This window comes from Streptomyces sp. NPDC050423, from assembly GCF_040655445.1.
In the GTDB taxonomy this organism is placed as follows: Bacteria; Actinomycetota; Actinomycetes; order Streptomycetales; family Streptomycetaceae; genus Streptomyces.
Genome location: NZ_JBFAJY010000007.1, coordinates 130,751 through 151,934, shown reverse-complemented (window position 1 = coordinate 151,934; position 21,184 = coordinate 130,751). Strand labels below are relative to the sequence as shown.

Annotated in this window: 18 protein-coding genes and 1 pseudogene; 13 read left to right on the top strand and 6 right to left on the bottom strand. The window is 67.2% G+C overall.

The genetic code is table 11. The annotated features are described in order from the left end of the window. Positions 1-361: 361 nt before the first annotated feature. A complete protein-coding gene (locus tag AB0I52_RS08205; RefSeq protein WP_363070125.1) occupies positions 362-1,780 on the top strand; it encodes an AAA family ATPase in 1,419 nt (472 codons plus the stop codon). Beyond that, positions 1,777-2,409 (top strand): hypothetical protein, encoded by a 633-nt coding sequence (locus AB0I52_RS08200; RefSeq protein WP_363070123.1) that lies wholly within the window; start codon positions 1,777-1,779, stop codon positions 2,407-2,409. Before AB0I52_RS08205 ends, AB0I52_RS08200 begins: the two co-directional genes overlap by 4 nt. A 957-nt stretch (positions 2,410-3,366) precedes the next feature. On the opposite strand, the gene AB0I52_RS08195 is transcribed toward AB0I52_RS08200, so the two are convergent. Continuing rightward, positions 3,367-4,929, bottom strand: a complete 1,563-nt coding sequence (locus tag AB0I52_RS08195) for an ABC transporter substrate-binding protein (RefSeq protein WP_363070121.1) — start codon at positions 4,927-4,929, stop codon at positions 3,367-3,369. A 1,095-nt stretch (positions 4,930-6,024) separates the two neighbouring features. Here AB0I52_RS08195 and AB0I52_RS08190 point away from each other — a divergent pair. Then, positions 6,025-8,613 carry a collagenase gene (locus AB0I52_RS08190; RefSeq protein ID WP_363070119.1) on the top strand — a complete coding sequence of 863 codons (2,589 nt, stop codon included), beginning with the start codon at positions 6,025-6,027 and terminating at the stop codon, positions 8,611-8,613. 144 nt (positions 8,614-8,757) lie between these two features. On the opposite strand, the gene AB0I52_RS08185 is transcribed toward AB0I52_RS08190, so the two are convergent. After that, on the bottom strand, positions 8,758-9,753 hold the full coding sequence (locus AB0I52_RS08185) for a LysR family transcriptional regulator (protein WP_363070117.1): 996 nt from the start codon (positions 9,751-9,753) through the stop codon (positions 8,758-8,760). A gap of 246 nt (positions 9,754-9,999) precedes the next feature. Between AB0I52_RS08185 and AB0I52_RS08180 the strand changes: the two genes are divergently transcribed. Beyond that, entirely contained in the window at positions 10,000-10,527 is a 528-nt protein-coding gene (locus tag AB0I52_RS08180) for an ATP-binding protein (protein ID WP_363070116.1), read from the top strand. 217 nt (positions 10,528-10,744) lie between these two features. Here AB0I52_RS08180 and AB0I52_RS08175 read toward each other — a convergent pair whose 3' ends face one another. Then, positions 10,745-11,122, bottom strand: coding sequence for a nuclear transport factor 2 family protein (locus AB0I52_RS08175; RefSeq protein ID WP_363070114.1), 378 nt, complete (start codon positions 11,120-11,122; stop codon positions 10,745-10,747). A gap of 179 nt (positions 11,123-11,301) precedes the next feature. Between AB0I52_RS08175 and AB0I52_RS08170 the strand changes: the two are divergent. Continuing rightward, positions 11,302-11,699: pseudogene (locus AB0I52_RS08170) on the top strand (IS1380 family transposase); the annotation flags it as partial. A 22-nt stretch (positions 11,700-11,721) separates the two neighbouring features. Here the strand turns inward: AB0I52_RS08170 and AB0I52_RS08165 are convergent. Together AB0I52_RS08165 and AB0I52_RS08160 are read right to left on the bottom strand one after the other, a co-directional pair. Beyond that, positions 11,722-12,291 (bottom strand): hypothetical protein, encoded by a 570-nt coding sequence (locus AB0I52_RS08165; RefSeq protein WP_363070112.1) that lies wholly within the window; start codon positions 12,289-12,291, stop codon positions 11,722-11,724. A gap of 382 nt (positions 12,292-12,673) precedes the next feature. Continuing rightward, positions 12,674-14,281, bottom strand: a complete 1,608-nt coding sequence (locus AB0I52_RS08160) for a glycoside hydrolase family 20 protein (RefSeq protein WP_363070110.1) — start codon at positions 14,279-14,281, stop codon at positions 12,674-12,676. 324 nt (positions 14,282-14,605) lie between these two features. On the opposite strand from AB0I52_RS08160, the gene AB0I52_RS08155 reads away from it, so the two are divergent. From AB0I52_RS08155 to AB0I52_RS08135, 5 genes are all read left to right on the top strand, one after another. Continuing rightward, on the top strand, positions 14,606-15,115 hold the full coding sequence (locus tag AB0I52_RS08155; protein ID WP_363070108.1) for a 2-oxo-4-hydroxy-4-carboxy-5-ureidoimidazoline decarboxylase: 510 nt from the start codon (positions 14,606-14,608) through the stop codon (positions 15,113-15,115). A 232-nt stretch (positions 15,116-15,347) separates the two neighbouring features. Continuing rightward, the gene (gene sdhC, locus AB0I52_RS08150; RefSeq protein WP_363070106.1) at positions 15,348-15,728 is read left to right on the top strand and encodes a succinate dehydrogenase, cytochrome b556 subunit; all 381 of its coding nucleotides are present in this window, start codon (positions 15,348-15,350) and stop codon (positions 15,726-15,728) included. Positions 15,729-15,733: 5 nt separating this feature from the next. Then, on the top strand, positions 15,734-16,216 hold the full coding sequence (locus AB0I52_RS08145) for a succinate dehydrogenase hydrophobic membrane anchor subunit (protein WP_363070104.1): 483 nt from the start codon (positions 15,734-15,736) through the stop codon (positions 16,214-16,216). Positions 16,217-16,246: 30 nt separating this feature from the next. Continuing rightward, complete coding sequence (sdhA, locus tag AB0I52_RS08140; RefSeq protein ID WP_363070102.1) at positions 16,247-18,007, top strand: succinate dehydrogenase flavoprotein subunit; 1,761 nt, start codon at positions 16,247-16,249, stop codon at positions 18,005-18,007. Next, positions 18,007-18,783 (top strand): succinate dehydrogenase iron-sulfur subunit, encoded by a 777-nt coding sequence (locus tag AB0I52_RS08135; protein ID WP_363070100.1) that lies wholly within the window; start codon positions 18,007-18,009, stop codon positions 18,781-18,783. Before sdhA ends, AB0I52_RS08135 begins: the two co-directional genes overlap by 1 nt. A gap of 109 nt (positions 18,784-18,892) precedes the next feature. On the opposite strand, the gene AB0I52_RS08130 is transcribed toward AB0I52_RS08135, so the two are convergent. Then, on the bottom strand, positions 18,893-19,402 hold the full coding sequence (locus AB0I52_RS08130) for a MarR family transcriptional regulator (RefSeq protein ID WP_363070098.1): 510 nt from the start codon (positions 19,400-19,402) through the stop codon (positions 18,893-18,895). 99 nt (positions 19,403-19,501) lie between these two features. Here AB0I52_RS08130 and AB0I52_RS08125 point away from each other — a divergent pair, with 99 nt between their 5' ends. Genes AB0I52_RS08125 through AB0I52_RS08115 form a run of 3 tightly spaced genes read left to right on the top strand, consistent with a single transcriptional unit; the run spans position 19,502 to position 21,144 of the window. After that, complete coding sequence (locus tag AB0I52_RS08125) at positions 19,502-19,933, top strand: hypothetical protein (protein ID WP_363070096.1); 432 nt, start codon at positions 19,502-19,504, stop codon at positions 19,931-19,933. Between the two features lie 9 nt (positions 19,934-19,942). Further along, positions 19,943-20,380: a DCC1-like thiol-disulfide oxidoreductase family protein gene (locus tag AB0I52_RS08120; RefSeq protein ID WP_363070094.1), complete on the top strand. Its 438-nt coding sequence runs from the start codon at positions 19,943-19,945 to the stop codon at positions 20,378-20,380. Between the two features lie 23 nt (positions 20,381-20,403). Beyond that, positions 20,404-21,144: a TetR family transcriptional regulator gene (locus AB0I52_RS08115; RefSeq protein WP_363070092.1), complete on the top strand. Its 741-nt coding sequence runs from the start codon at positions 20,404-20,406 to the stop codon at positions 21,142-21,144. Positions 21,145-21,184 lie beyond the last annotated feature (40 nt).

Sequence of the window (21,184 nt, the reverse complement as noted above, 5' to 3'; positions counted from 1 at the left end):
GACGACCGGGGCCTCTCCTGTGGGGGGTGGCGGCCCCGGTCGTCGTTCCATTTCATCGGTCTGACCAGGCAATATGCGGGTCACGGGTCCGCTCCATGACCAACGCGTGACCAACGCATCCAGGCGTTCACCCGATCGGCCCCAGGTCAACGCGCCGCACCGCCCCTGGATGCGTGTTCCGGGCCCCCGCCCTTAGACGCTTTGCCTACTGGGCCATCGCAAGCCGTGGAACCAGGCATGCCCGCACGCGAGGTTGTCAGATAGCGACCAAGCACGAGAGGCTGCCGACGCATTAACGGGGATGACAGCCCTCCCCGCCAGTAGGCTTGTTGGATCTGCTCGACGAGCTTCCGGAGGCCGCATGCTGACTCGCATCGAAGTCCACGGGTTCAAGAACCTCCTGGACCTGTCCATCGACTTCGGACCCTTCACCTGCATCGCAGGGGAGAACGGCACCGGCAAGTCGAACGTTTTCGACGCCATCCAGTTCCTCTCGCTCCTCGCCGACCAGTCGATGATGGAGGCGGCCCAGGAGGTTCGGGGCGTGCATGGCGAGCGTCAAGGCGACCCGCGCGACCTCTTCTGGAAGGGCTTTGAGCCTGGCAACCACCGGATGCGGTTCGCTGCCGAGATGATCGTTCCGCTGCACGTGCAGGACGACTTCGGCCGGGCCGCGAAGGCCAGCAGCACCTTCTTGCGGTACGAACTGGAGGTCGGCTACCAGGAGCCGTCCGGACTCGACCGCTTCGGGCGCCTCACGCTCCTCCACGAGACGCTGGCACACATCACCAAGGGCAAGGCTGCGCAGCACCTTCGCTTCCCTCACAGTGCGAAGCAGTTCCGCGACACCGTCATCCAGGGCCACCGTAGCGGCGCGCCTTTCATCTCGACGACCACCGAAGCCGACGAGTCGATCGTCAAAATTCACCAAGACGGTGGCAGCCGAGGCCAGCCCAAGCCGGCTGCGGCATCCCGGGCGCCAGCGACAGTGGTCTCCACGATCACTAGCAGCGATGACCCGACCATTCTCTCGGCTCGCCGTGAGATGCAGTCCTGGCGACGGCTTGCCCTGGAACCATCCGCTCTACGCCGGTCCGACCGATACGTGGACCCGCACGTGATGGGCGCCGACGGCTCCCATCTGCCAGCGACCCTCTTCCGCGTGGCCCACGACACTCCCGGTGCGGATCCCAGTCAGGTATACGCCCGGGTTGCGGGACGCCTCTCGGATCTGACCGGCATCCATGTCCGCGATCTGGAAGTCGATCAAGACGAGGTTCGACAACTCCTCACGGTCAACGTGCACGAGGTGGCTGGCATGACACTGCCTGCGCGCAGCCTCTCCGAAGGCACCCTGCGCTTCCTGGCACTTTGCGTTCTGCTCGAAGACTCCTCCGTGCGTGGACTCATCTGCATGGAAGAACCCGAAAACGGCATCCACCCAGCGAACCTCAACGCCATGGTCGACTTGGTACAGGATCTTGCCGTGGATCCGTCGGAAGAACCCGGCACGGACAACCCATTCCGGCAGGTGCTGATCAATACGCATTCACCCGGTGTCGTACAACTCGTCGGCAACGAGGATCTTCTGTTCGCCGACACCGCAATGCACAGAGGCGAGAACGGCACTCTGAACCGCGCACTGCGCCTGCGTCCACTCGTCGGTACCTGGCGGGCCAATAAGGTGACGAGCGGCAGTTTCGTGACGAAGGCTGACATCCTTCCCTATCTCACTACGCCCGTCGGAGCGCAGCTCACGCTGAGCGGGGACGCCGCGTGACCGCTCGCGTCCTGTTCATCGGTGAAGGCAGCAGCGACAACGGCCTCGTCCCACATATCGAATCGATTGCCGTTCGTAAGGGACTCGACGTCTCGGTCACAGTCCCCGACTTCGGTCTGCTCCGTCTGCCGACCGGGCACTCCGTACCAGACAAGCTCCGGGCCGCCCGCGCACTCGGAGGGAGCTACGACTTGGCAGTGGTGCAACGGGATGCTGACCGAGGTCCTGCCCAGCACCGCAAAGACGAGATCGAAAAAGCGGTGGACGCCGAGTGGCCCGGCCTTCGGCACGTCGCCGTTGTGCCCGTCCGCATGCTGGAAGCCTGGCTCCTCCTCGACGAAGGGTGTCTGCGTCAAGTCGCCGAGAACCCTCGCGGCCGCGTCGGTCTTGATCTCCCCAAGGGTGGTGCGGCGGAGAATATCGCCGACCCGAAGCAGCTCCTCAAGGAGTCGCTCGCTCGGGCGAGCGAGTACAAGGGGCGCCGCCTCGCCCAGTTCCAGAAGCGCTTCTCTCAGCACCGGCTGCGCATGCTGGAACTCCTGGACCCTGAGGGCCCCGTCACCTGCCTTCCATCGTGGCGTGCTTTCGTTGAGGACCTCGACGCTGCATTCGAGGTCCTCGACAGGTGACCCACACGCGCACGCTCCGCCATTCCGTGGCCGCTGAAGTGCGCCGACTTGGTGCAGGAGTCGTTGTTCACGCGCCGCACGGAGTTACTGGTGGATCTCGACCGGCCTGACCGCCGCACCTTCCTCGTCCTCGCCGCCGGATCCATAGTCTCAGGAGCGTGCCGACCTCCTCTGGGCAGCCATGAGTGTCACCATCAAGCTGCTCGACTCGGCCCGGTACGACGAACCTGCCGGCCACCGCCTGTGTACCGTCCTGGCTCAGGCGGCCCAGAGCACCACCTTGCTCCAATTCGGCCAAGGCCGCCATGCCTCGGCGCAGAGCCACTGGCACACCACCCTGGGGACAGGTGCTTCACGGCGCCTCGACCTGGTGCGGAGCACCCTGCAGGGGTCGCTCGAACCCCACAGCAGCGAAACTGCCGTTCGCGATCTGCGCTCGTACGCGCACCAGCGGCTGACGGCCAAGCCTGAACAGCCTCCTCGGACACCGGACAAGCTGGGCAGATCGCATGACCAACGCGTGACCAACAGCGCCCGAGCACAGACAGAAACGCCTGGAAGCAGGCCGAGGCAGTCGGAGGCCAGGAACCCCCGCCTAAGGGCTGTCCCGCAATTCCTGGCGGGCGCACGACGACAGCTACGGCACCTCGCTGCGTTGTCGGAACGCCCGAATACATCCAGTATTCGGGCGTCCCTCCGCCTTGCGATGCACCGCATCTGACGCCGCGCGCTGTTCCACCAGCAATTGCGGGACAGCCCTTAGACGACGAACTTGCAGTTCAGATGGGTTCTTCGATTGGTTACGGCCGGGGGTGGCGGCCCCGGTCGTCGTTCCGGCCTCCCCGCTCCGCCCCGGTAGTGACCGCGTCACTTCGAACGATGCGACGCCCAAGAGCTGGTGGCTGTTGACGCGGTCTCACCAGCCGTTCAAAGAGACTCTCGCGCCTCCTTGTGCGGTCAGATCCAGATCAGGCGCCACAGACGGAAAACACCCGTACCGTCCGACACGTACTGGCCGCCGCCGACATCCTCGCTGGATACCACGAAGTCTTTGGCTTGCCACAGGGGGACGACTGGAACATCGCGAGCAATGGCCGCCTGAAGGTCTTTCAGGTCGCCTTCGGCTTGGCTGCGGTCGGCGAAGCGCTGGCTTGCGGCGATCATCCGATCGACGGCCTTGCTGCTGTAACCCGTTTTCATGGCGCTGTCCGTGCCGACGATGGGTGCGCCAAAAGTGTCCGGATCCGGATAGTCGGCGACCCAGCCAACGGCGTACGCGTCCAGCTTTCCGCTTGCCCAGCGCTTCTGGAAATCATGCCACTCATAGCCTTTGAGGCGCACCTTGAACAGCCCGCTGGCCTCGATTTGCCTTTTTATCTCCGCGGCCTCCTCGGCGGCGGAGCCGCGCCCCTCGGCATAACTGTAGGTAAAATGCAACGGCAGGTCCTCACCGGCTTCGGTGAGCAACTGGCGGGCGCTGCCGACGTCCCGATTGGGATAGTTGTCGAAGAACGAGGTGGTGTGGCCGGAAATGCCCGTGGGGATCAGCGAGTAGAGCGGGACGATGGTGCCCTCGTAGACGTTGTACGCGAGCCGCTCACGGTCGATCAGCCAGGCCATTGCCTGCCGAATTCGAGGGTCGTGAAACGGCCTGCCCCGACGGGTGTTGAGGTAGAGGTTCCGAGTTTCGGAACTGCTCGCTTCCGACACGTGCAGCCCGGGGTCACTCGGGTTCAGATCGGCGAGCACTTCAGGTGGAAGTCGCCGGGTGGCGACGTCGATACGGCGAGCCTTCCATGCCTGAGCAAGGGCGGCGGGATCAGCGTAATAGCGAAGCTCGATGGGACGGCCAGTCTCTTTGACTGCACCCTTGTAGTGAGAGTTGGGCGAAAGAACCACCTTTTCGCCTTTCACGTACGAAGCGAGAGCGTACGGCCCTGTGCCGTCGATCTGATCACCGGGGCGCAAGGCGTCGTTCGGGTACTTGGTCGAGTCGACGATCGAGCCCGCTCCGGTAGCCACCTTGAACGGGAACGTGGCGTCCGGCCTTGTCAGCCTGAAATTGACAATCCGGTCACGGGCCTCTATCGAATCGATCGTTTCCAGCAGAGATGCAGGTCCCACTTCGGAATCTATTTTCTTGACGCGCTCGAAAGAGAACTTCACATCTGCGGCCGTCATCCTGCGTCCGCTGGGAAAGGTGATGTCACTCCGGAGCCGGCAGCGATAGGTGCGCAGGTCACGGGTGACGAAGGAGCAGCTCTCGGCCGCGTCCGGCACGGGCTCGACCGCTCCGGCCTTGAGGGTCAACAGCGTCTGAAAAACATTGCTGTACAGAGCCAAGGAGCCGGAGTCGTAGCTGCCGGCCGGGTCGAGTGACGTTGCGGGTTCCGTTGTTCCGACCTTTATGGTCCTGCCCTGCGCGTCCGATGGCAGCAGCACCACACAAGCTGCTGCCGCCACCGCGACTACCGCGAGCACCATCAGGATCGCACGGGTGCGGATACGGACCGATCCCATCAGCCTTCTCCTCGCAAGATCGAGGCGAATAGGCAAGTTCATTGGATCCCCCACTACTTCAGGCCAGGGTTTCGGGAAAGGAATGTCAGCGAACACGAGCGGTTCGACAAAGTGACTGGACTGGAATCACGGCGTCGGATTCACCGCGAACTGGACAGCTGCCTTTCATGCAGTCATGGCGGCCATCGGCTGCGCCTGGTCGATTGCACGGCAACCGTGCGCGCAAGCAGGACCGAAATTCACAAACCCAACACGCTTCGAATGAACGAGGCCGACCCCGACCGTTTTCCAATATGACGTGTCAAGTGCAGCGGGGAAACCGGCAGGGAAACGAGGCGTCAGCTTCGAGGAAGCCATACCAGGTCATCACCACTGGCCTGTCGCGTCGAGGGTCAGAACACAACACTCAACGATGTCGCATTGACCGCGCGACGTCGCCCTGGAGTACCGCCACGAAGGGGAAAGCGGCGAGCCCGGTCACGCTACTCGCATCGGTCGACTCCGCGCTCGTGCCGCGTCACGCGAAGAGTTCCGCATCGAGCATGCGCGGCGCGGTGCAATCGCGTCCCCTCCATAGGCTGAACGATGCCGCTCTTGGCCACTGAACGCCCCACGCTGCCGAAAGCCGATCGCACACGGCACACACCTGTGGCACAGCACCAGAGCCATCGCCACACCTCGCCGCATGGCCGAAGAGTCGCCCAATTATGCGCATGCGTCGCCCCTCCCGGGGCTCGATGGTGCTCCTCACCCGAAGTCTTATGCCTGACCCGACGGAACTGTTATGCCCCGGTCTGCAAGGGGGGCTGGATCGGTTCGACAGAACTCGCCGCCCTCCAACCAGGCGTTCTTGCTCTATGCCGGGTCGAAGCAGGGGCTCTCGTGCACAAATTGACAACCCTGCGTTCTCTCGGGTGACTTCCCTGTGACATGTCACCTGTGCAATGGTCCACCTCGCAGGGCGTGGTCATGCCAAGTCGGGCGACCGTTCTCTCTCCCGTCACGTCGTCGGCTCGGTCTTCCCGCCGGCCACGCCCTCTCCCCCATTCCCTCGGCCGCGTCCCGCGCGGCCGGATCCCCCCTCTGGGAGGCGTAGTGAGAACGTCACTTGTCCGGCGAAGTCTGGGCGCGGCGCTGCCGCTGACCCTGGCCCTGGCCCTGGGCATAGGCCTGCTGGCTCAGCCGGCCGGCGCAACGGAGAACACTCAGTCCGCCGCACACATGGAGGCGGGAGGTCCGAACCGTGCTGGGCCCCCGCCCGTCGCACGACACGCCGCCGCCGAGACGGAGCATGTCGCGAAGGGACGCCTGAAGGCGTCTCAGCTTCCGCCCCTGGCCGCAAGCAAGGATGCGCTCAAGGAGGACTACGGCAAGGCCGCGAAACCGCCCGCGCAGCCCCCCAAGTCGGCGGAGAAGGCGGTCAAGGGGGCGGCCGGGAAGAAGAGCGTCGCCGCGTGCAGCATCTCCGACTTCACGAGCCGCACCGGCAGCGCGCTGGTGCAGCAGATCAAGGCGTCGACGACCGACTGCGTCAACACGCTGTTCAACCTGAGCGGGAACGACGCCTACTACGCCTTCCGCGAGGCGCAGATGGCCAGTGTCGCCTATGCCCTGCGCGACGGTTCAGCGTCTTACCCCGGCAACTCCAGCACCGGTATGCCGCAGCTCGTGCTCTACCTGCGTGCCGGCTACTACGTCCACTACTACAACACCACTGCGGTGGGCGCCTACGGCAGCACACTGCAGACGGCCATCCGCTCGGGCCTCGACGCCTTCTTCGCCGGCTCGCACTCGCGCGACGTCAACGACGCCAACGGTGAGACACTCGCCGAGGCCGTCACGCTCATCGACAGCGCCGAGGAGAACGCCCGCTACATCTACATCGTCAAGCAGATGCTGGCGGACTACAACTCCTCCTGGGACACCTCCTGGTGGATGCTCAACGCGGTCAACAACGTCTACACCGTGACCTTCCGCGGCCACCAGGTGCCGGCGTTCGTGACCGCGGTCCAGTCCGACCCCAGCCTGGTCGATGCTCTGTACAACTTCGCCTCCAGCCACCTGTCACTGCTGGGGACGGACCAGTCCTACCTGACGTCCAACGCCGGGCGTGAACTGGGCAGGTTCCTGCAGCACTCCGCACTGCGGTCCAAGCTCCGGCCCCTGGTCAGCGGCCTGCTGAACGCCAGCTCGATCAAGGGCACCACCGCACCGCTCTGGGTCGGCGTGGCGGAGATGACCGACTACTACGACAAGGCCAACTGCTCCGCCTACGGCACCTGCGACCTGCAGTCGCAGCTGGCGAACTCGGTCCTGACGGTGACCTACCCGTGCAGCTCCAGCATCACCATCAAGGCCCAGCAGATGACCTCGAGCGAGCTGTCGTCAAGCTGCTCCAGTCTGCGCAGCCAGGACGCGTACTTCCACAACATCGTCCGGGACAACGGCCCTGTCGCCAACGACAACAACAGCACCATCGAGGTCGTGGTCTTCGACTCCAGCACCGACTACCAGACGTACGCCGGTGCCATGTACGGGATCGACACCAACAACGGCGGCATGTACCTCGAAGGAAACCCGGCGGCGGCCGGCAATCAGCCCCGGTTCATCGCCTACGAGGCCGAGTGGGTGCGCCCGGACTTCCAGATCTGGAACCTCAACCACGAGTACACGCACTACCTCGACGGCCGGTTCGACATGGCCGGCGACTTCAACGCCGGCATCACGACACCGACCATCTGGTGGATCGAGGGCTTCGCGGAGTACGTCTCCTACTCCTACCGCGGTGTTCCCTACACCGAGGCGATGACGGAGGCAGGCCGTCGCACCTACGCCCTGAGCACCCTGTTCGACACCACGTACAGCAACGACACCACGCGCATCTACCGCTGGGGCTACCTCGCCACCCGGTACCTGCTCGAGAACCACCGCACGGACATGGACACCGTCCTCGGCTACTACCGTTCCGGCAACTGGAACGCCGCCCGTACCTACCTGACCAGCACCATCGGTACCCGCTACGACAACGACTGGTACACCTGGCTGGCGGACTGCGCGGCCGGCAGCTGCGGCGGGGGCACCAACCCGCCCGGCAACCAGGCACCCACCGCCGCGTTCACCACCGCCGTCCAGGGGCTGAACGTCACCTTCACCGACCAGTCCGCGGACTCCGACGGCACCATCGCCTCCAGGTCCTGGAACTTCGGTGACGGCACCACCTCCACCGCCACCAGCCCCAGCAAGACCTACAGCTCCGCAGGGGCCTACACGGTGAAGCTGACCGTCACCGACGACAAGGGAGCGACCGCCACTGCCACGAGGACGGTCACCGTCAGCAGCGGCGGAGGCACCGGTACCGAGTGCACCGGCACCGACACCAGAGAGCTCGGCCAGAACTGTCAGCGCAGCAACCAGTCCGCCACCACCGGGAACTACACCTACCTCTACCTCTACGTCCCGGCCGGCACCACCCAGCTGAAGATCACCACCGCCGGCGGCACGGGTGACGCGGACCTGTACTACAGCGCCGGCGGCTGGCCCGGCACCACCAGCCACACGCAGCGTGCCACGGGGGCCGGCAACAGCCACACCCTGACCATCAACAACCCGACGACCGGCGCCCACTACATCAGCCTGCACGCCGTGAACAGCTTCAGCGGCGTCACCGTCAGTACCAGCTACTGACAGAAGGGTACTGCCGAGAACCACAGCTCCACTGTCGCCCGGGGTGGCTCCCCCCGCCCCGGGCGACGTCCGGGGCGGCGGTAGGGGGGTTCACCTCCGCCGCACCGGGCGGCGAGCACACCGGCATCCGCGAGACGCCGTCACTCATCGAACCGGACCGGGAAGCGCCTTTCTGGGTCCGTCCATGGGACGAGGGGGTGCGTACGTGCGCGCTACCCACTTCTGAAAGTGCGGGGCCTGAGCGAGCAGATGACAGTGCGCGCGGACGGCATGATGGTGCACGGCCTCGACAACCGACGCGTCAACCAGGTTGCGGCGCCAGAGCAGCAGGTGCCGCTGCCACAGAGGATCCCCCGCCAGGGGTTTGATCAGCACCCCGCCTATGGGGCACACGGTGGGCTGAACCGCAGCCACCCCAAGACCCTTGGCGATCATCGACTGCAATTGATCAAGCACATGAAACTCGTGCGTGACCGCAGGTGTGAAACCCGCAGCCCGGCAGGCGTCGTAGAAGGCGCCAGGCCACCCCACCCCGTCATCGGAAGAGACGAACCACGTGTCCTCGGACAGCCCCTCCAGGGGAATCTCCAGGCGGTGCGCCAGCGGGTGGCCGGCATGGGTGGCCACGAAGACCGGAACAGTTCTGATCGCACGATGATCCAGATCCGGAGAGTGGCGAATCGGCAGCCCGGGGTAGTCGCACCCCAGGCCGACGTCCAGTTCACCGGCTTCCAGGAGACTGAGGAGCTCTCCGGTGGCGTACACGCTGCTGACAGAAACGACGAGATCGGGGCAGGCGTCGCGGAGGGCGTCCAGCAGCGCGGGCACCACAGGCGTGTTGATGACACCCAGACGAAGTCGACGTGCCGCTGCGGGTGGGCAGGCGTGCCGCAGGCGGGTGAGATTGTCCGCGAGCGACAGAACCTCCCGGGCCCGGCCCACGATCTGCGCGCCGTAGGGGGTGAGCTCCATACCTGTACTGCTGCGAACGAACACTCCCTCACCGAGCAGTCCCTCGATACGGCGCAATTGTGTGCTCATCGCGGGTTGGGTGAATCCGAGCGCAGCTGCCGCCCGGCCGACGCCCCCCGAGTCGGCTATCGCGCACAGCACGCGCAAGTGGCGCAGCTCAAGCTCCATGGGAACACCTCGCTCCGGGTGAACAGAGTTCCATTATGCGCCAGGAAGAAGGGTATGGGCGCCCTGCGAAGGCGCCCATCCCGTGCCGCCGGCCATCTCGCACGACGAGGGTTATGGATGAGTCCCATGCGACGGTATGACCCGGTCTGTTGTTTGGGAATGACCATCGTGCAAGTCTCGAACTCAGTGCAATTCCGCAGATGCGACTGCGGAACCTGAAGCACCCCGCCATTGAGGAGCGACATCATGCCTCACACTCGCATCACCTTCACCGTCGAGGCAACCGAAGCAGCGGTTCACTTCGCCCGCCACCGCATATCCACTGCGGTGAGGCGATGGGGAGGGCTCGTCGACGAAGAGCTGTGTTTCCATCTGGAACTGGTGGTATCGGAACTACTCACCAACGGTCTGCGTCATGCGCACGGACCCATGACCGCCGAGGTAACACTGGTGCGTGACCTCGTTGTCGTCGCGGTCCTTGACAGTTGTCCGGAGCTTCCGCAGTCTCGACCGACGCAGATCGACGACGAGTGCGGGCGTGGACTCGCCTTGATCGAGGACCTCTGTCTGATTCAGGGGGCCGAGACAACTCCCGGCGGCAAGCGCTGCTGGGCGGTTCTGCCTGTCAGGACGGCACGCGATCCGGCCGTCGAGCCGGTGCCGGGTGGAGGTCAGGACAACGACTCCATGGCGGACAGCGCGCTGGTCGCTGTCCCCGAACGGGCGAGGTCTGCTGTCGGGTTTGTTCCCGGCTGCGTAGGGCCGCTCCATTGATCGGATGACCGGCCACTCCTGAGGTTCTCGTCCAGGATGCAGCGGACGCGTGAGCCGCCCCGAAGTGACTTCGGACGATGTCTCGCGCCGGCGTCTGCAGAATGACCGGCGGGCCTCGGCGGTGGGCTCAAACCTGGCCACGGGCTCGGTTCGGCCAGGACAGACTGAGCGCCGAACGGACCGGTTCAGGGGAAGGACCGTGTCGGAGAAGGACGACTCAGGAGACGGACGGCTCGATCTCTCCCGCGAAGACGATGATCTGGTCGATGAGGCTCCGCCGCAGATGGACGACGTCCGTACCCGCCAGGCGGGGGCCCCCGTCCGGCGTCGTGAACACCCACTGGTACCTGGCCCACTCGTCCGGCATGTCCACCGCCGAGCAGCGCACCATCGTGCCGGCCCCTGCCGGGTGGCGCCGGATGTCCAGCACGAACCGCTCGACCGCCTCAATCCCCTCACAGCGGCCCAACGGCCCCCAGAAGACCACGTCCGAGGTCAGGGCCTGGGAGAGCAGCACAGTCACATAACTGTCGTCCGAGGCGTTGAACGCGGAGATGAACGTGTCAATCGCCGATCGCGCGGTCTCTTCCTGCATGTATCAGTCATACCAGTCGCCCCGCGGAACACGCTCGCCCCGAGAGCCGTCGCCCGACCGCGGCGAACCATTTCGGTCACAGCACTGGCCACCGCCGGCGCGACAGCCCCCAGGGGACCCGACTCAGCGGCCGGACGCCGTGGCCGACGGGACGTCACCACCCGCACCCGATCTCAAAGGCCGCCGACCCGATCGCCTCCCGCCTCATCGACACCCTCGCCACCGGGCCGAAGGCCCTCTCCGCAGTACGGGCCGCGCGGGCCCAAGTGCGCGAGCACGGCTGGAACATGGCCGGAACCACGGCTCCGGATGGCCTTCGTCGACCACGGAAGTGGCGGGAGCGGGGAGCCGGTGGCCGGCCTGCTCAGGCCCGGGAGCGCGGGCAGCGGCACGGCCCGCCGACCACATCGCCACAGCCCGACTCGCCCTGGCTCAAAGGCCGAAGAAGTACCGGCGTGGACGCCAGACCTTGATTCGCACCGGCTCCTCAGGCGGGACCCAGGAGTTCGTCGCCTGACTCCCGAAGCGGGGCCGGTGGCTGTCGTACCCGGTCGGCATGACCATCACCGACGCCATCCGCCGGGCCGGCCCGCCCCCCGTCAGCCCCGGACGCGTGCGCGTCGCGAGATCGCCGCACGCAGCACGCGCTGGCCCTCGGTGGACACGTCCATCACCTGGCGCAGCCCGGCTCCGGCGGGGGCCTCGTCCGCGATCTCGGCCAGCATCTCCAGGATGCGGATCTGGCGCGCGGTCTCCCCGGCCAGCAGCGGTCCCGCCCCCCGTGGGTCGCCCGCCCGGCAGCGCTCCACCAGTTCCGCCCGGTCGGCGCGTTCTGCGTCGTGCCCGAGGTGGACGTCCAGGGCCAGCACCGAGCAGGCGTCCGCCCAGCCGCGCAGCTCCGCGCCCGCCCGGTCCGCGGGCGCCTCGCCGAGCAGCTTCCGGATCCGCCGGACGGTCGCGTCCGCACCGGGCAGGGCGTCCAGCGCCGTACGTGTCTCGGCCAGCCGGTCCGGCCAGGCCGCCCCGACCGCGCAGCCGGCCCAGAGCGGGCGCAGCGGGTCGGGGCCGGCCCCCTCGGCGGGCTGCGGCAGGCAGCGGTCGAGGCAGGCGGCCCCGCTCGCGGTCAGTCCCCGCTCATCAGCGGCGGCGATCAGTTCCAGCAGGCTCATCGGCTTCTCCCGTCGGCCCTCCCCGTGCCAGGACGCATGGGGACGCAGCGCTTCCTGTACCGCATACAGCGCCGAATGGCCGAAAATCGTCACTACCTGCGGCCGAAACCGCTTGCTATCGCCGCGCGCCCGCCAGAAATTGCGGGACAGCCCGCAGCTTCACCACATCAGCATATTTTCAGAAAACACCGTACAACTACTGAAAAAATAGGAAAAGTTGTTTACCTCCAGGGCTGTGGGCGCGAAGGCATTCCGGGCGCGGGAATGAGAGAAGCCGCGCGCTCCTCCCCATGGGCGCGCGGCATCCGGAACACAGCCCCAGGTCACCGTCGTGTCCACGACAAATCGGGGTCTCCCCGGCGCGCGGGCCGCGGTGCGGTGCTCAGCCCTTGTCGATCTCTCCCGCCAGCTTCCGGAAACCGTCCCAGCTCAGCTTCGGCTTCCCCGGGTCCCACAGCTTCTGGGACGTCGCCCGCAGCGGCATCCGGATGCCCTGCGCCACCTGTGCCGTGGTCTGGGCCTGCGGCAGGTCGCCCCAGACGGCGAACCGGCCGCCGAGGATCTGGTCGGAGTAGCGCGCCGGTACGGGGGTGGTGCCGCGCAGGACGAGGGGGGTCCACTGCTCGTAGATGCGCTTGCCTGTGGGGTAGACGAAGTCGTTGGGCTGGCCGAGCACGTAGTAGAGGAACTCGTCGTTGAGGTTCATCACCTTGCGGCCCTCGTTGAGGTACTCCTCCGGCTGCCGGGCCCCGTACTCCTTGCCCGTCCAGTACTCGACCTCGATGTCCTTGTCCGCCTTGACGACGCCGTCACGGAAGAGGCCGTCGTTCCACGCCTTGGGCTGTTTGCCGTGCGGGCGGACCACCGCCACGCGGTCGTTGAGCCAGCCGGTGGCGAGGTCGGCGATCCCGGCCTGCGGCCCGTACTTCTGTACGGCGGCGCGCTGGAGCTGGGGATAGGAGGCGGCCGGGTCCCGGGCCATCAGCGCGAGGTACTCGTCGGCGCCCAGATGCCAGTACGCGCCGTGGAAGAGCTCCGTGTACTCGCCGAGGAGCTCGTCGATGAGTTTCGCCGCGCCGGGCTTGGAGATGTCGATCGATCCGGCCGAGGCCACGCCCGACACATTGTGCAGCTGGAGGTCGGGGTGGGCGCGCAGGACTGCGCCGAGGTGGCCCGGGGAGTCGATCTCCGGCACGACCTGGATGTGCAGCCGGTCGGCCAGGGCGACGGTCTGCCGCACCTGCGCCTTGGTCAGGTGCTCGGGCGACACCACCTCGGGGTGGGTGTCGGACTGGATGCGGAAGGCCTGGTCGTCGGAGAAGTGCAGGCCGAGCTGGTTGAGCTTGAGGTCGGCCATGTCGCGCAGCCGGTCCTCGATCCAGGCGACGCTGTAGAACTTGCGTGCGATGTCGAGGTTGAACCCGCGCTGCGGGCGGTCGGGGCGGTCGCGCACCTCGCCCTCGGGCATGACGCCGTCGGCCCGCACCGACTGCTTGAGGGTGCGGGTCCCATAGAAGACCCCCGCCTCGCCGGGTCCGCTGATCGTGACGCGGCCGTCGCGGGACTTGAGGGTGTACGACTCGGGCCCGCCCTGGGCCGTCGGGGTCAGGGCCAGTTCGACGTCACCGGCGCGGGCCGGCACCTCGCCCCGGTAGCCGATCTTCAGCTCGCCCGCGAGCAGCCGCCCCTCGTCGGCGAGTCCCTTGCTGCCGTCGGCGATCACCACCGCACTGCCCTTGCCCGGCCGCCAGCCGGGACCGTGGGCGGCGGTGTGTTCGCGTACGGCGGGGATCGTGCGGGGCGTGCTCGACAACGGATAGCTCCGGGTCGGTGACGGCGTGGGGGCGGCGGACGAGGCCCCGGGCGAGGTCTCGGCCCCGGACCGGCGTGCGGAGTCGGAGCTGTCGGGCCACAGGACGACGGTGAGCGTCACCGCGGCCGCCGCGGTGACGGCCGCTCCGGCCGCGAGGGCGCCGCGTGAGAGCGACATCGGTCAGAAACCTCCGGTTTTCAGCGGGAAAGAGAGCAGAAGTAAGGAGATAGCCGGGCATTCTCCTCGCTATTTCGTCCATCAGTCATCCTGAAACCCTCCCGTCCGGGTGAAATTCGCGCATCCGTCGGACGGCCGTTGCCGGGCCTCGCTAGCTTTGAGGCACATTCGTCTCTCCCTTCACTCTGCATCCACCTGGTCTCTCCGATCCCTCCCCTCCAGGTTCACAGATGCCGCTGATTCGAGGAGCCAACGCTGTCCAGGTCCAGCGAGTCCCACGCCGGCCTCCCCGGGCAACCGCACCGGCCCGACCGGCGGGCCGCCGTGCCCCTGCAGAACTGCGGAACCGTACCCGACCGGACCGGTCCGCACGACTTCGGCCTGCGCCGCTTCAACACCGCGGCCGCCGCCGACGTCGAGGCCGCGCTGCTGGACTGCTTCGGCAGCCACCGCTGGGCCCAGCGGCTGACCGCCCACCGCCCCTACCCGGACCTGGACGCGCTGCTCGCCGCCGCCGAGGAGGCGGGCTACGACCTCTCCCTCACCGACCGCGCCGAGGCGCTCGCCGCCGAGGTCTCCCCGGCGCTGCCGCCCGACGCGGCACCCTCCGCCCACCTCGCGCTGGCCGCCGCGCACGCCGCGTACGAGTGCAAGTTCGGGCACGTCTTCGTCATCTGCCTCGACGGCGTCCGGCCCGCCGAGCACCCCGACCAGGTGCTGGCCGCCATCCGGGCGAGGCTGGGCCACGACTCCGACCAGGAGCGGGTGGTGACGGCCGACGAGATGCGGCGACTCGCCCGGGGCCGCATCATCGGCCTGGTATCGAGTCAGTAACGGGTTGCCGCCTGGTCCGGAAGGTTCCGGCCCGGCGGACAGGCCTGCGCCACGGCAGTCCCTAGCCCGTCCGTGCCTGATTGATTGCCGCTTTGATCACACCGGAGGCCCCGGCGCGAACGAACCGACAAACCGTCGCTACGATGGCCGGGGCCGGTGGACCGTACCTGGCCGGGTCAGACCGACAGTCAAGCCGGCCGACCCCCAATCCCCGCTCCCGGAGGGTTCTTCCGTGCCGGCTGGAACGCTGTACCGCGGCCGGGAAGGCATGTGGTCCTGGGTGGCTCATCGAGTCACCGGTGTCCTCATTTTCTTCTTCCTGTTCGTACACGTCCTGGACACCGCTCTCGTCCGTGTCTCCCCCGAGGCCTACGACGAGGTCGTGGCCACGTACAAGACATGGCCTGTCGCGCTCCTTGAATACGGCCTCGTGGCCGCGGTTCTCTTTCACGCGCTGAACGGTCTCCGCATCATCGCTGTGGACTTCTGGGCCAAGGGCCCACGCCTCCAGAAGCAGATGCTCTGGACCGTGCTGGGCATCTGGATCGTGCTCATGGTCGGGGCCCTGTACCCCGTCCTCGGCCACGCCGTCCGTTCCATCTTCGGGAGCTGAGGCCCATGTCCACCGAGACTTCCGCGATCGGCGCAGTCGAAGGCGTTCAGCCTGTGAGCCGATTCGATTCCGACAACCCGGCCCCCGTGATCGAGCCCCCGCGTACGCGGACCGGCAAGACACCCAAGGGTTCGCGCACCAACTTCGAGATGTACGCCTGGCTCTTCATGCGCCTGTCGGGCGTCGTCCTGGTCGTCCTGGTCATCGGCCACCTGCTGATCCAGCTGGTGCTGGACGGCGGTGTGTCCAAGATCGGCTTCGCCTTCGTGGCCGGCCGCTGGGCCTCGCCGTTCTGGCAGATGTGGGACCTGGCGATGCTGTGGCTCGCCATGCTGCACGGCGCCAACGGTCTCCGTACGGTCATCAACGACTACGCCGAACGGGACAACACCCGCTTCTGGCTGAAGATGCTGCTGTACACCGCCACGGTGTTCACCGTCCTGCTGGGCACGCTGGTGATCTTCACCTTCGACCCGAACATCCGCTAGGCGCCGGGCCCGAAGGACCAGAGGTAAACCATGCAGATCCACAAGTACGACACCGTCATCGTCGGCGCCGGCGGCGCCGGCATGCGCGCGGCCATCGAGTCGACCAAGCGCAGCCGCACCGCCGTGCTGACCAAGCTCTACCCCACCCGCTCCCACACGGGCGCCGCGCAGGGCGGTATGGCCGCCGCGCTCGCCAACGTGGAGGAGGACAACTGGGAGTGGCACACCTTCGACACGATCAAGGGCGGCGACTACCTGGTCGACCAGGACGCCGCCGAGATCCTGGCGAAGGAGGCCATCGACTCCGTTCTCGACCTGGAGAAGATGGGCCTGCCGTTCAACCGCACGCCCGAGGGCAAGATCGACCAGCGCCGCTTCGGCGGCCACAGCCGTAACCACGGCGAGGCCCCGGTCCGCCGGTCCTGCTACGCCTCGGACCGCACCGGCCACATGATCCTCCAGACGCTGTACCAGAACTGCGTCAAGGAGGGTGTGGAGTTCTTCAACGAGTTCTACGTCCTGGACCTGCTGCTCCAGGAGGACCCCGAGACCGGGGTCAAGAAGTCCGCGGGCGTCGTCGCGTACGAGCTGGCGACCGGCGAGATCCACGTCTTCCAGGCGAAGGCGATCATCTTCGCCTCCGGCGGCACCGGCAAGTTCTTCAAGGTGACGTCGAACGCGCACACCCTGACCGGTGACGGCCAGGCCGCCGCGTACCGCCGCGGTCTGCCGCTGGAGGACATGGAGTTCTTCCAGTTCCACCCGACGGGCATCTGGCGCATGGGCATCCTGCTGACGGAGGGCGCCCGCGGTGAGGGCGGCATCCTCCGCAACAAGGACGGCGAGCGCTTCATGGAGAAGTACGCGCCCGTCATGAAGGACCTCGCGTCCCGTGACGTCGTCTCCCGCTCCATCTACACGGAGATCCGCGAGGGCCGCGGCTGCGGTCCCGAGGGCGACCACGTCTACCTGGACCTGACGCACCTGCCGCCGGAGCAGCTGGACGCCAAGCTCCCGGACATCACCGAGTTCGCGCGTACGTACCTCGGCATCGAGCCCTACACGGACCCGATCCCGATCCAGCCGACCGCGCACTACGCCATGGGCGGCATCCCGACCAACGTCCAGGGCGAGGTGCTGGCCGACAACACCACCGTCGTCCCGGGCCTGTACGCCGCGGGCGAGGTCGCCTGCGTCTCCGTGCACGGCGCCAACCGCCTCGGCACCAACTCGCTGCTCGACATCAACGTCTTCGGCAAGCGGTCGGGCATCGCCGCCGCCGAGTACTCCGCGAAGAACGACTACGTCGAGCTTCCCGAGAACCCGGCGCAGCTGGTCGTCGACCAGGTCGAGCGGCTGCGCAACTCCACCGGCACCGAGCGGGTCTCGACGATCCGCCTGGAGCTGCAGGAGTGCATGGACGCCAACGTGATGGTGTTCCGCACCGAGCAGACCATCAAGACGGCGGTCGACAAGATCGCGGAGCTGCGCAGGCGCTACCTCGACGTGTCCATCCAGGACAAGGGCAAGCGGTTCAACACGGATCTGCTCGAAGCGGTCGAGCTGGGCAACCTGCTCGACCTCGCCGAGGTCATGGCGACCTCCGCGCTGGCCCGCAAGGAATCCCGCGGCGGTCACTACCGCGAGGACTACCCGAACCGCGACGACGTCAACTTCATGCGCCACACCATGGCGTACCGCGAGGTCGCCGACGACGGCACCGAGTCGATCCGGCTGGACTACAAGCCGGTCGTCCAGACCCGCTACCAGCCGATGGAGCGTAAGTACTGATGGCTACCCCCACGATGGAAAAGGCCGACCAGGTCCCTGAGCCCGAGGCCGGCTTCGCCGACTCCCCGTACATCACTGCCACGTTCCGGATCCGCCGGTTCAACCCGGAGGTCTCCGAGGAGGCCCAGTGGCAGGACTTCCAGATCGAGATCGACCCGAAGGAGCGTGTTCTCGACGCCCTTCACAAGATCAAGTGGGAGACCGACGGAACGCTCACCTTCCGCCGCTCCTGCGCGCACGGCATCTGCGGCTCGGACGCGATGCGGATCAACGGCAAGAACAGGCTCGCCTGCAAGACGCTGATCAAGGACCTGAGTCCGGAGAAGCCGATCACGGTCGAGGCCATAAAGGGCCTCACGGTCCTCAAGGACCTCGTGGTCGACATGGACCCGTTCTTCCAGGCCTACCGCGACGTCATGCCCTTCCTCATCACCAAGGGGAACGAGCCGACCCGCGAGCGCCTTCAGTCCGCCGAGGACCGCGAGCGCTTCGACGACACCACCAAGTGCATCCTGTGCGCCGCGTGCACGTCCTCGTGCCCGGTGTTCTGGAACGACGGGCAGTACTTCGGCCCGGCGGCGATCGTCAACGCGCACCGCTTCATCTTCGACTCGCGCGACGAGGGCGGCGAGCAGCGGCTGGAGATCCTCAACGACCGTGACGGGGTGTGGCGTTGCCGCACCACCTTCAACTGCACGGACGCCTGCCCGCGTGGCATCGAGGTCACCAAGGCGATCCAGGAGGTCAAGCGCGCGCTGATCACGCGTCGCTTCTGACCCGTCGGACGCAGGCATCAGGGGCCCCGGCCCGCGCGAACACCGCGCGGACCGGGGCCCCTTGCCGTACGCCCCGGTCAGCCAGCCCGTAAGCCGGTCCGCCGGTCCGTCAGTCCCAGGCCGCGCCGCCCCGGTCCTCCGCGACCACCATGATGCGCCGCAGCATGGAGTTGAGCAGCCTGCGCTCGTCCTGGCCCAGGACGCCGAGCAGCCGCTCCTCCTCGTTGCCGAGGAAGTCCATCGCGCCGAGCCACGTCGAGCGCCCCTGGTCGGTCAACTCCACGTCCACGCGCCGTCGGTCGGTGGTGGAGGGCGTACGGCGGACGAATCCGCGCCGCTCCAGCGCGTCCAGCCGGCCGGTGACGGAGGCGGGCGCGAGGTCGAGGTCGGCGGCGAGATCGGACGGGGCCGCCTCGCCGCCGCGGCCGGCGAGCTTGTGCAGGGTGTCGAACTCCTGGCGGTCCAGGTCGAAGTCGTGCAGGGACTGTTCACGCACCCGGCGCAGATGGACGGAGAGCTTCTTCATCCGGGTCACCGCACCCTCGACGTCCGGGTCGAGTTCCGGAAGCACCGGCTTCCACCGCTCGACATGTCCGTCGGTCCAGTCCCGTTGTTCCATGGCCCACAGACTACGCCGAGACCCTCACTTGAACATGTTCAAAGTCAGGTCTACAGTCCATGACAACAGCATTTGAACGCGTTCAAGGGAGGGTGGGGCATGGACCTCACTGTTGTCGCGTACGTCATCTACCTGCTCATCAGCGTGGCGCTCACCATCTGGGTGGCCCGCACGCTCAGCCGCAACGGCAGGGTGTTCATCGCCGATGTGCTGCACGGGAACGAGAAGCTCGCCGATGCCGTCAACCACCTGCTGGTGGTCGGCTTCTACCTGGTCAACCTGGGGTTCGTGACGCTCTATCTGAAGAACTCCGACGAGGTCGCCGACGCCCGCGGGCTCTTCGACGCACTCTCGGTGAAGATCGGTGTCGTGCTGGTCGTCCTCGGGGTCATGCACCTGGGCAACGTCTACGTGCTCAACAAGATCCGCCGCCGGGGCCTGATGGAGCGCGAGCAGACCCCGCCCGTACCGCCGCAGGGCTGGACGGCTCCGGGCACCGGGCCGTGGGCCCCGCCCGCCACCAAGGCGTGAGGGCCGGCCATGGCACCCCGGACCGGTGGGCGGCGGCCGGCCGTGGAACGGCTCACCGTGCTCTACGACGCGCAGTGCCCGCTCTGCGTCCATCTGCGGCAGTGGCTGATGAGGCAACGTCAGCTGGTCCCGCTCGACCTCGTCCCGGCGGACTCCGCGGAGGCGCACCGCCGCTTCCCCGGCCTCGACCACTCCGGCACCCTGGAGGAGATCACGGTGATCGGTGACGGGGGCCAGGTCTACCGCGGCACGTCCGCGTGGATCGTCTGCCTCTGGGCGCTGGCGGAGCACCGGCCCAGGTCCCACTGGCTGACGACTCCGGCCGGCCGCCCGTTCGCCAGGGCGACCGTCCTCGCCGCCGCGAAGTACCGCTCGCTGACGGCAGCACCCTGCCGGGCGGACGGGGACGGGGCATGTGCGGTGCGGGGGCCGGAGCCCGGCACGTAGTGATCCCGGATACCCTCGGGAACGTGGTGAAGGAAGAGAAGGACGTGAAGGAAGTCAGGGCTCCCAAGAGCGAGCAGACCCGCACACTCATCCTCGAAACCGCGCTCCGGCTCTTCCAGGAACGCGGTTACGACAAGACGACGATGCGGGCCATCGCCCAGGAGGCCGGGGTCTCCGTAGGGAACGCGTACTACTACTTCTCTTCCAAGGAACACCTCGTCCAGGGCTTCTACGACCGGATCGCCGCCGAGCACGAGGCGGCGGTCCAGCCGGTTCTGGCCGGCGACAAGGACCTCGCGGTACGCATCCGCGGGGTCCTGCTCTGCTGGCTGGACGTGGCGGAGCCGTACCACCGCTTCGCCGCCCAGTTCTTCAAGAACGCCGCCGATCCGGAGAGCCCGCTCAGCCCCTTCTCGAAGGACTCCGTCGCGGCCCGCGACGCGGCGATCTCCATCCACGAACGCTGCCTGGCGGGCGCGGGCACCAAGGTCGACCCCGAACTGGCCGAGTTGCTGCCGCAGTTGATGTGGCTGAACCAGATGGGCCTGGTGCTGTACTGGGTGTACGACCGGACGGACGATGCCGAACGCAGCCGCCGCCTCGTCGAGCGCACCGCCCCGATCGTCGCGCGGGCCATCGCCCTGTCCCGGTTCCGGGTGCTGCGGCCGCTCGTGCGCCAGGTCCACGAGGTGCTGGAGGAGTTCCTGCCCGGAGCGGCGGGGCGGGCGGCGGACCGGCCGGTCGGCCCCCGCCCCACCGAGTGACGGCGTACACGGCCGGGTGACGGCGTACACCGAGGAGCGG

Coding starts and splice junctions, on each gene's coding strand:
- AB0I52_RS08135 (WP_363070100.1), top strand. CDS start 18,007: ATGGCTACCCCCACGATGGAAAAGGCCGACCAGGTCCCTGAGCCCGAG.
- AB0I52_RS08145 (WP_363070104.1), top strand. CDS start 15,734: ATGTCCACCGAGACTTCCGCGATCGGCGCAGTCGAAGGCGTTCAGCCT.
- AB0I52_RS08180 (WP_363070116.1), top strand. CDS start 10,000: ATGCCTCACACTCGCATCACCTTCACCGTCGAGGCAACCGAAGCAGCG.
- AB0I52_RS08160 (WP_363070110.1), bottom strand. CDS start 14,281: ATGTCGCTCTCACGCGGCGCCCTCGCGGCCGGAGCGGCCGTCACCGCG.
- AB0I52_RS08120 (WP_363070094.1), top strand. CDS start 19,943: ATGGCACCCCGGACCGGTGGGCGGCGGCCGGCCGTGGAACGGCTCACC.
- AB0I52_RS08165 (WP_363070112.1), bottom strand. CDS start 12,291: ATGAGCCTGCTGGAACTGATCGCCGCCGCTGATGAGCGGGGACTGACC.
- AB0I52_RS08205 (WP_363070125.1), top strand. CDS start 362: ATGCTGACTCGCATCGAAGTCCACGGGTTCAAGAACCTCCTGGACCTG.
- AB0I52_RS08125 (WP_363070096.1), top strand. CDS start 19,502: ATGGACCTCACTGTTGTCGCGTACGTCATCTACCTGCTCATCAGCGTG.
- AB0I52_RS08175 (WP_363070114.1), bottom strand. CDS start 11,122: ATGCAGGAAGAGACCGCGCGATCGGCGATTGACACGTTCATCTCCGCG.
- AB0I52_RS08185 (WP_363070117.1), bottom strand. CDS start 9,753: ATGGAGCTTGAGCTGCGCCACTTGCGCGTGCTGTGCGCGATAGCCGAC.
- sdhA (WP_363070102.1), top strand. CDS start 16,247: ATGCAGATCCACAAGTACGACACCGTCATCGTCGGCGCCGGCGGCGCC.
- AB0I52_RS08195 (WP_363070121.1), bottom strand. CDS start 4,929: ATGGGATCGGTCCGTATCCGCACCCGTGCGATCCTGATGGTGCTCGCG.
- AB0I52_RS08130 (WP_363070098.1), bottom strand. CDS start 19,402: ATGGAACAACGGGACTGGACCGACGGACATGTCGAGCGGTGGAAGCCG.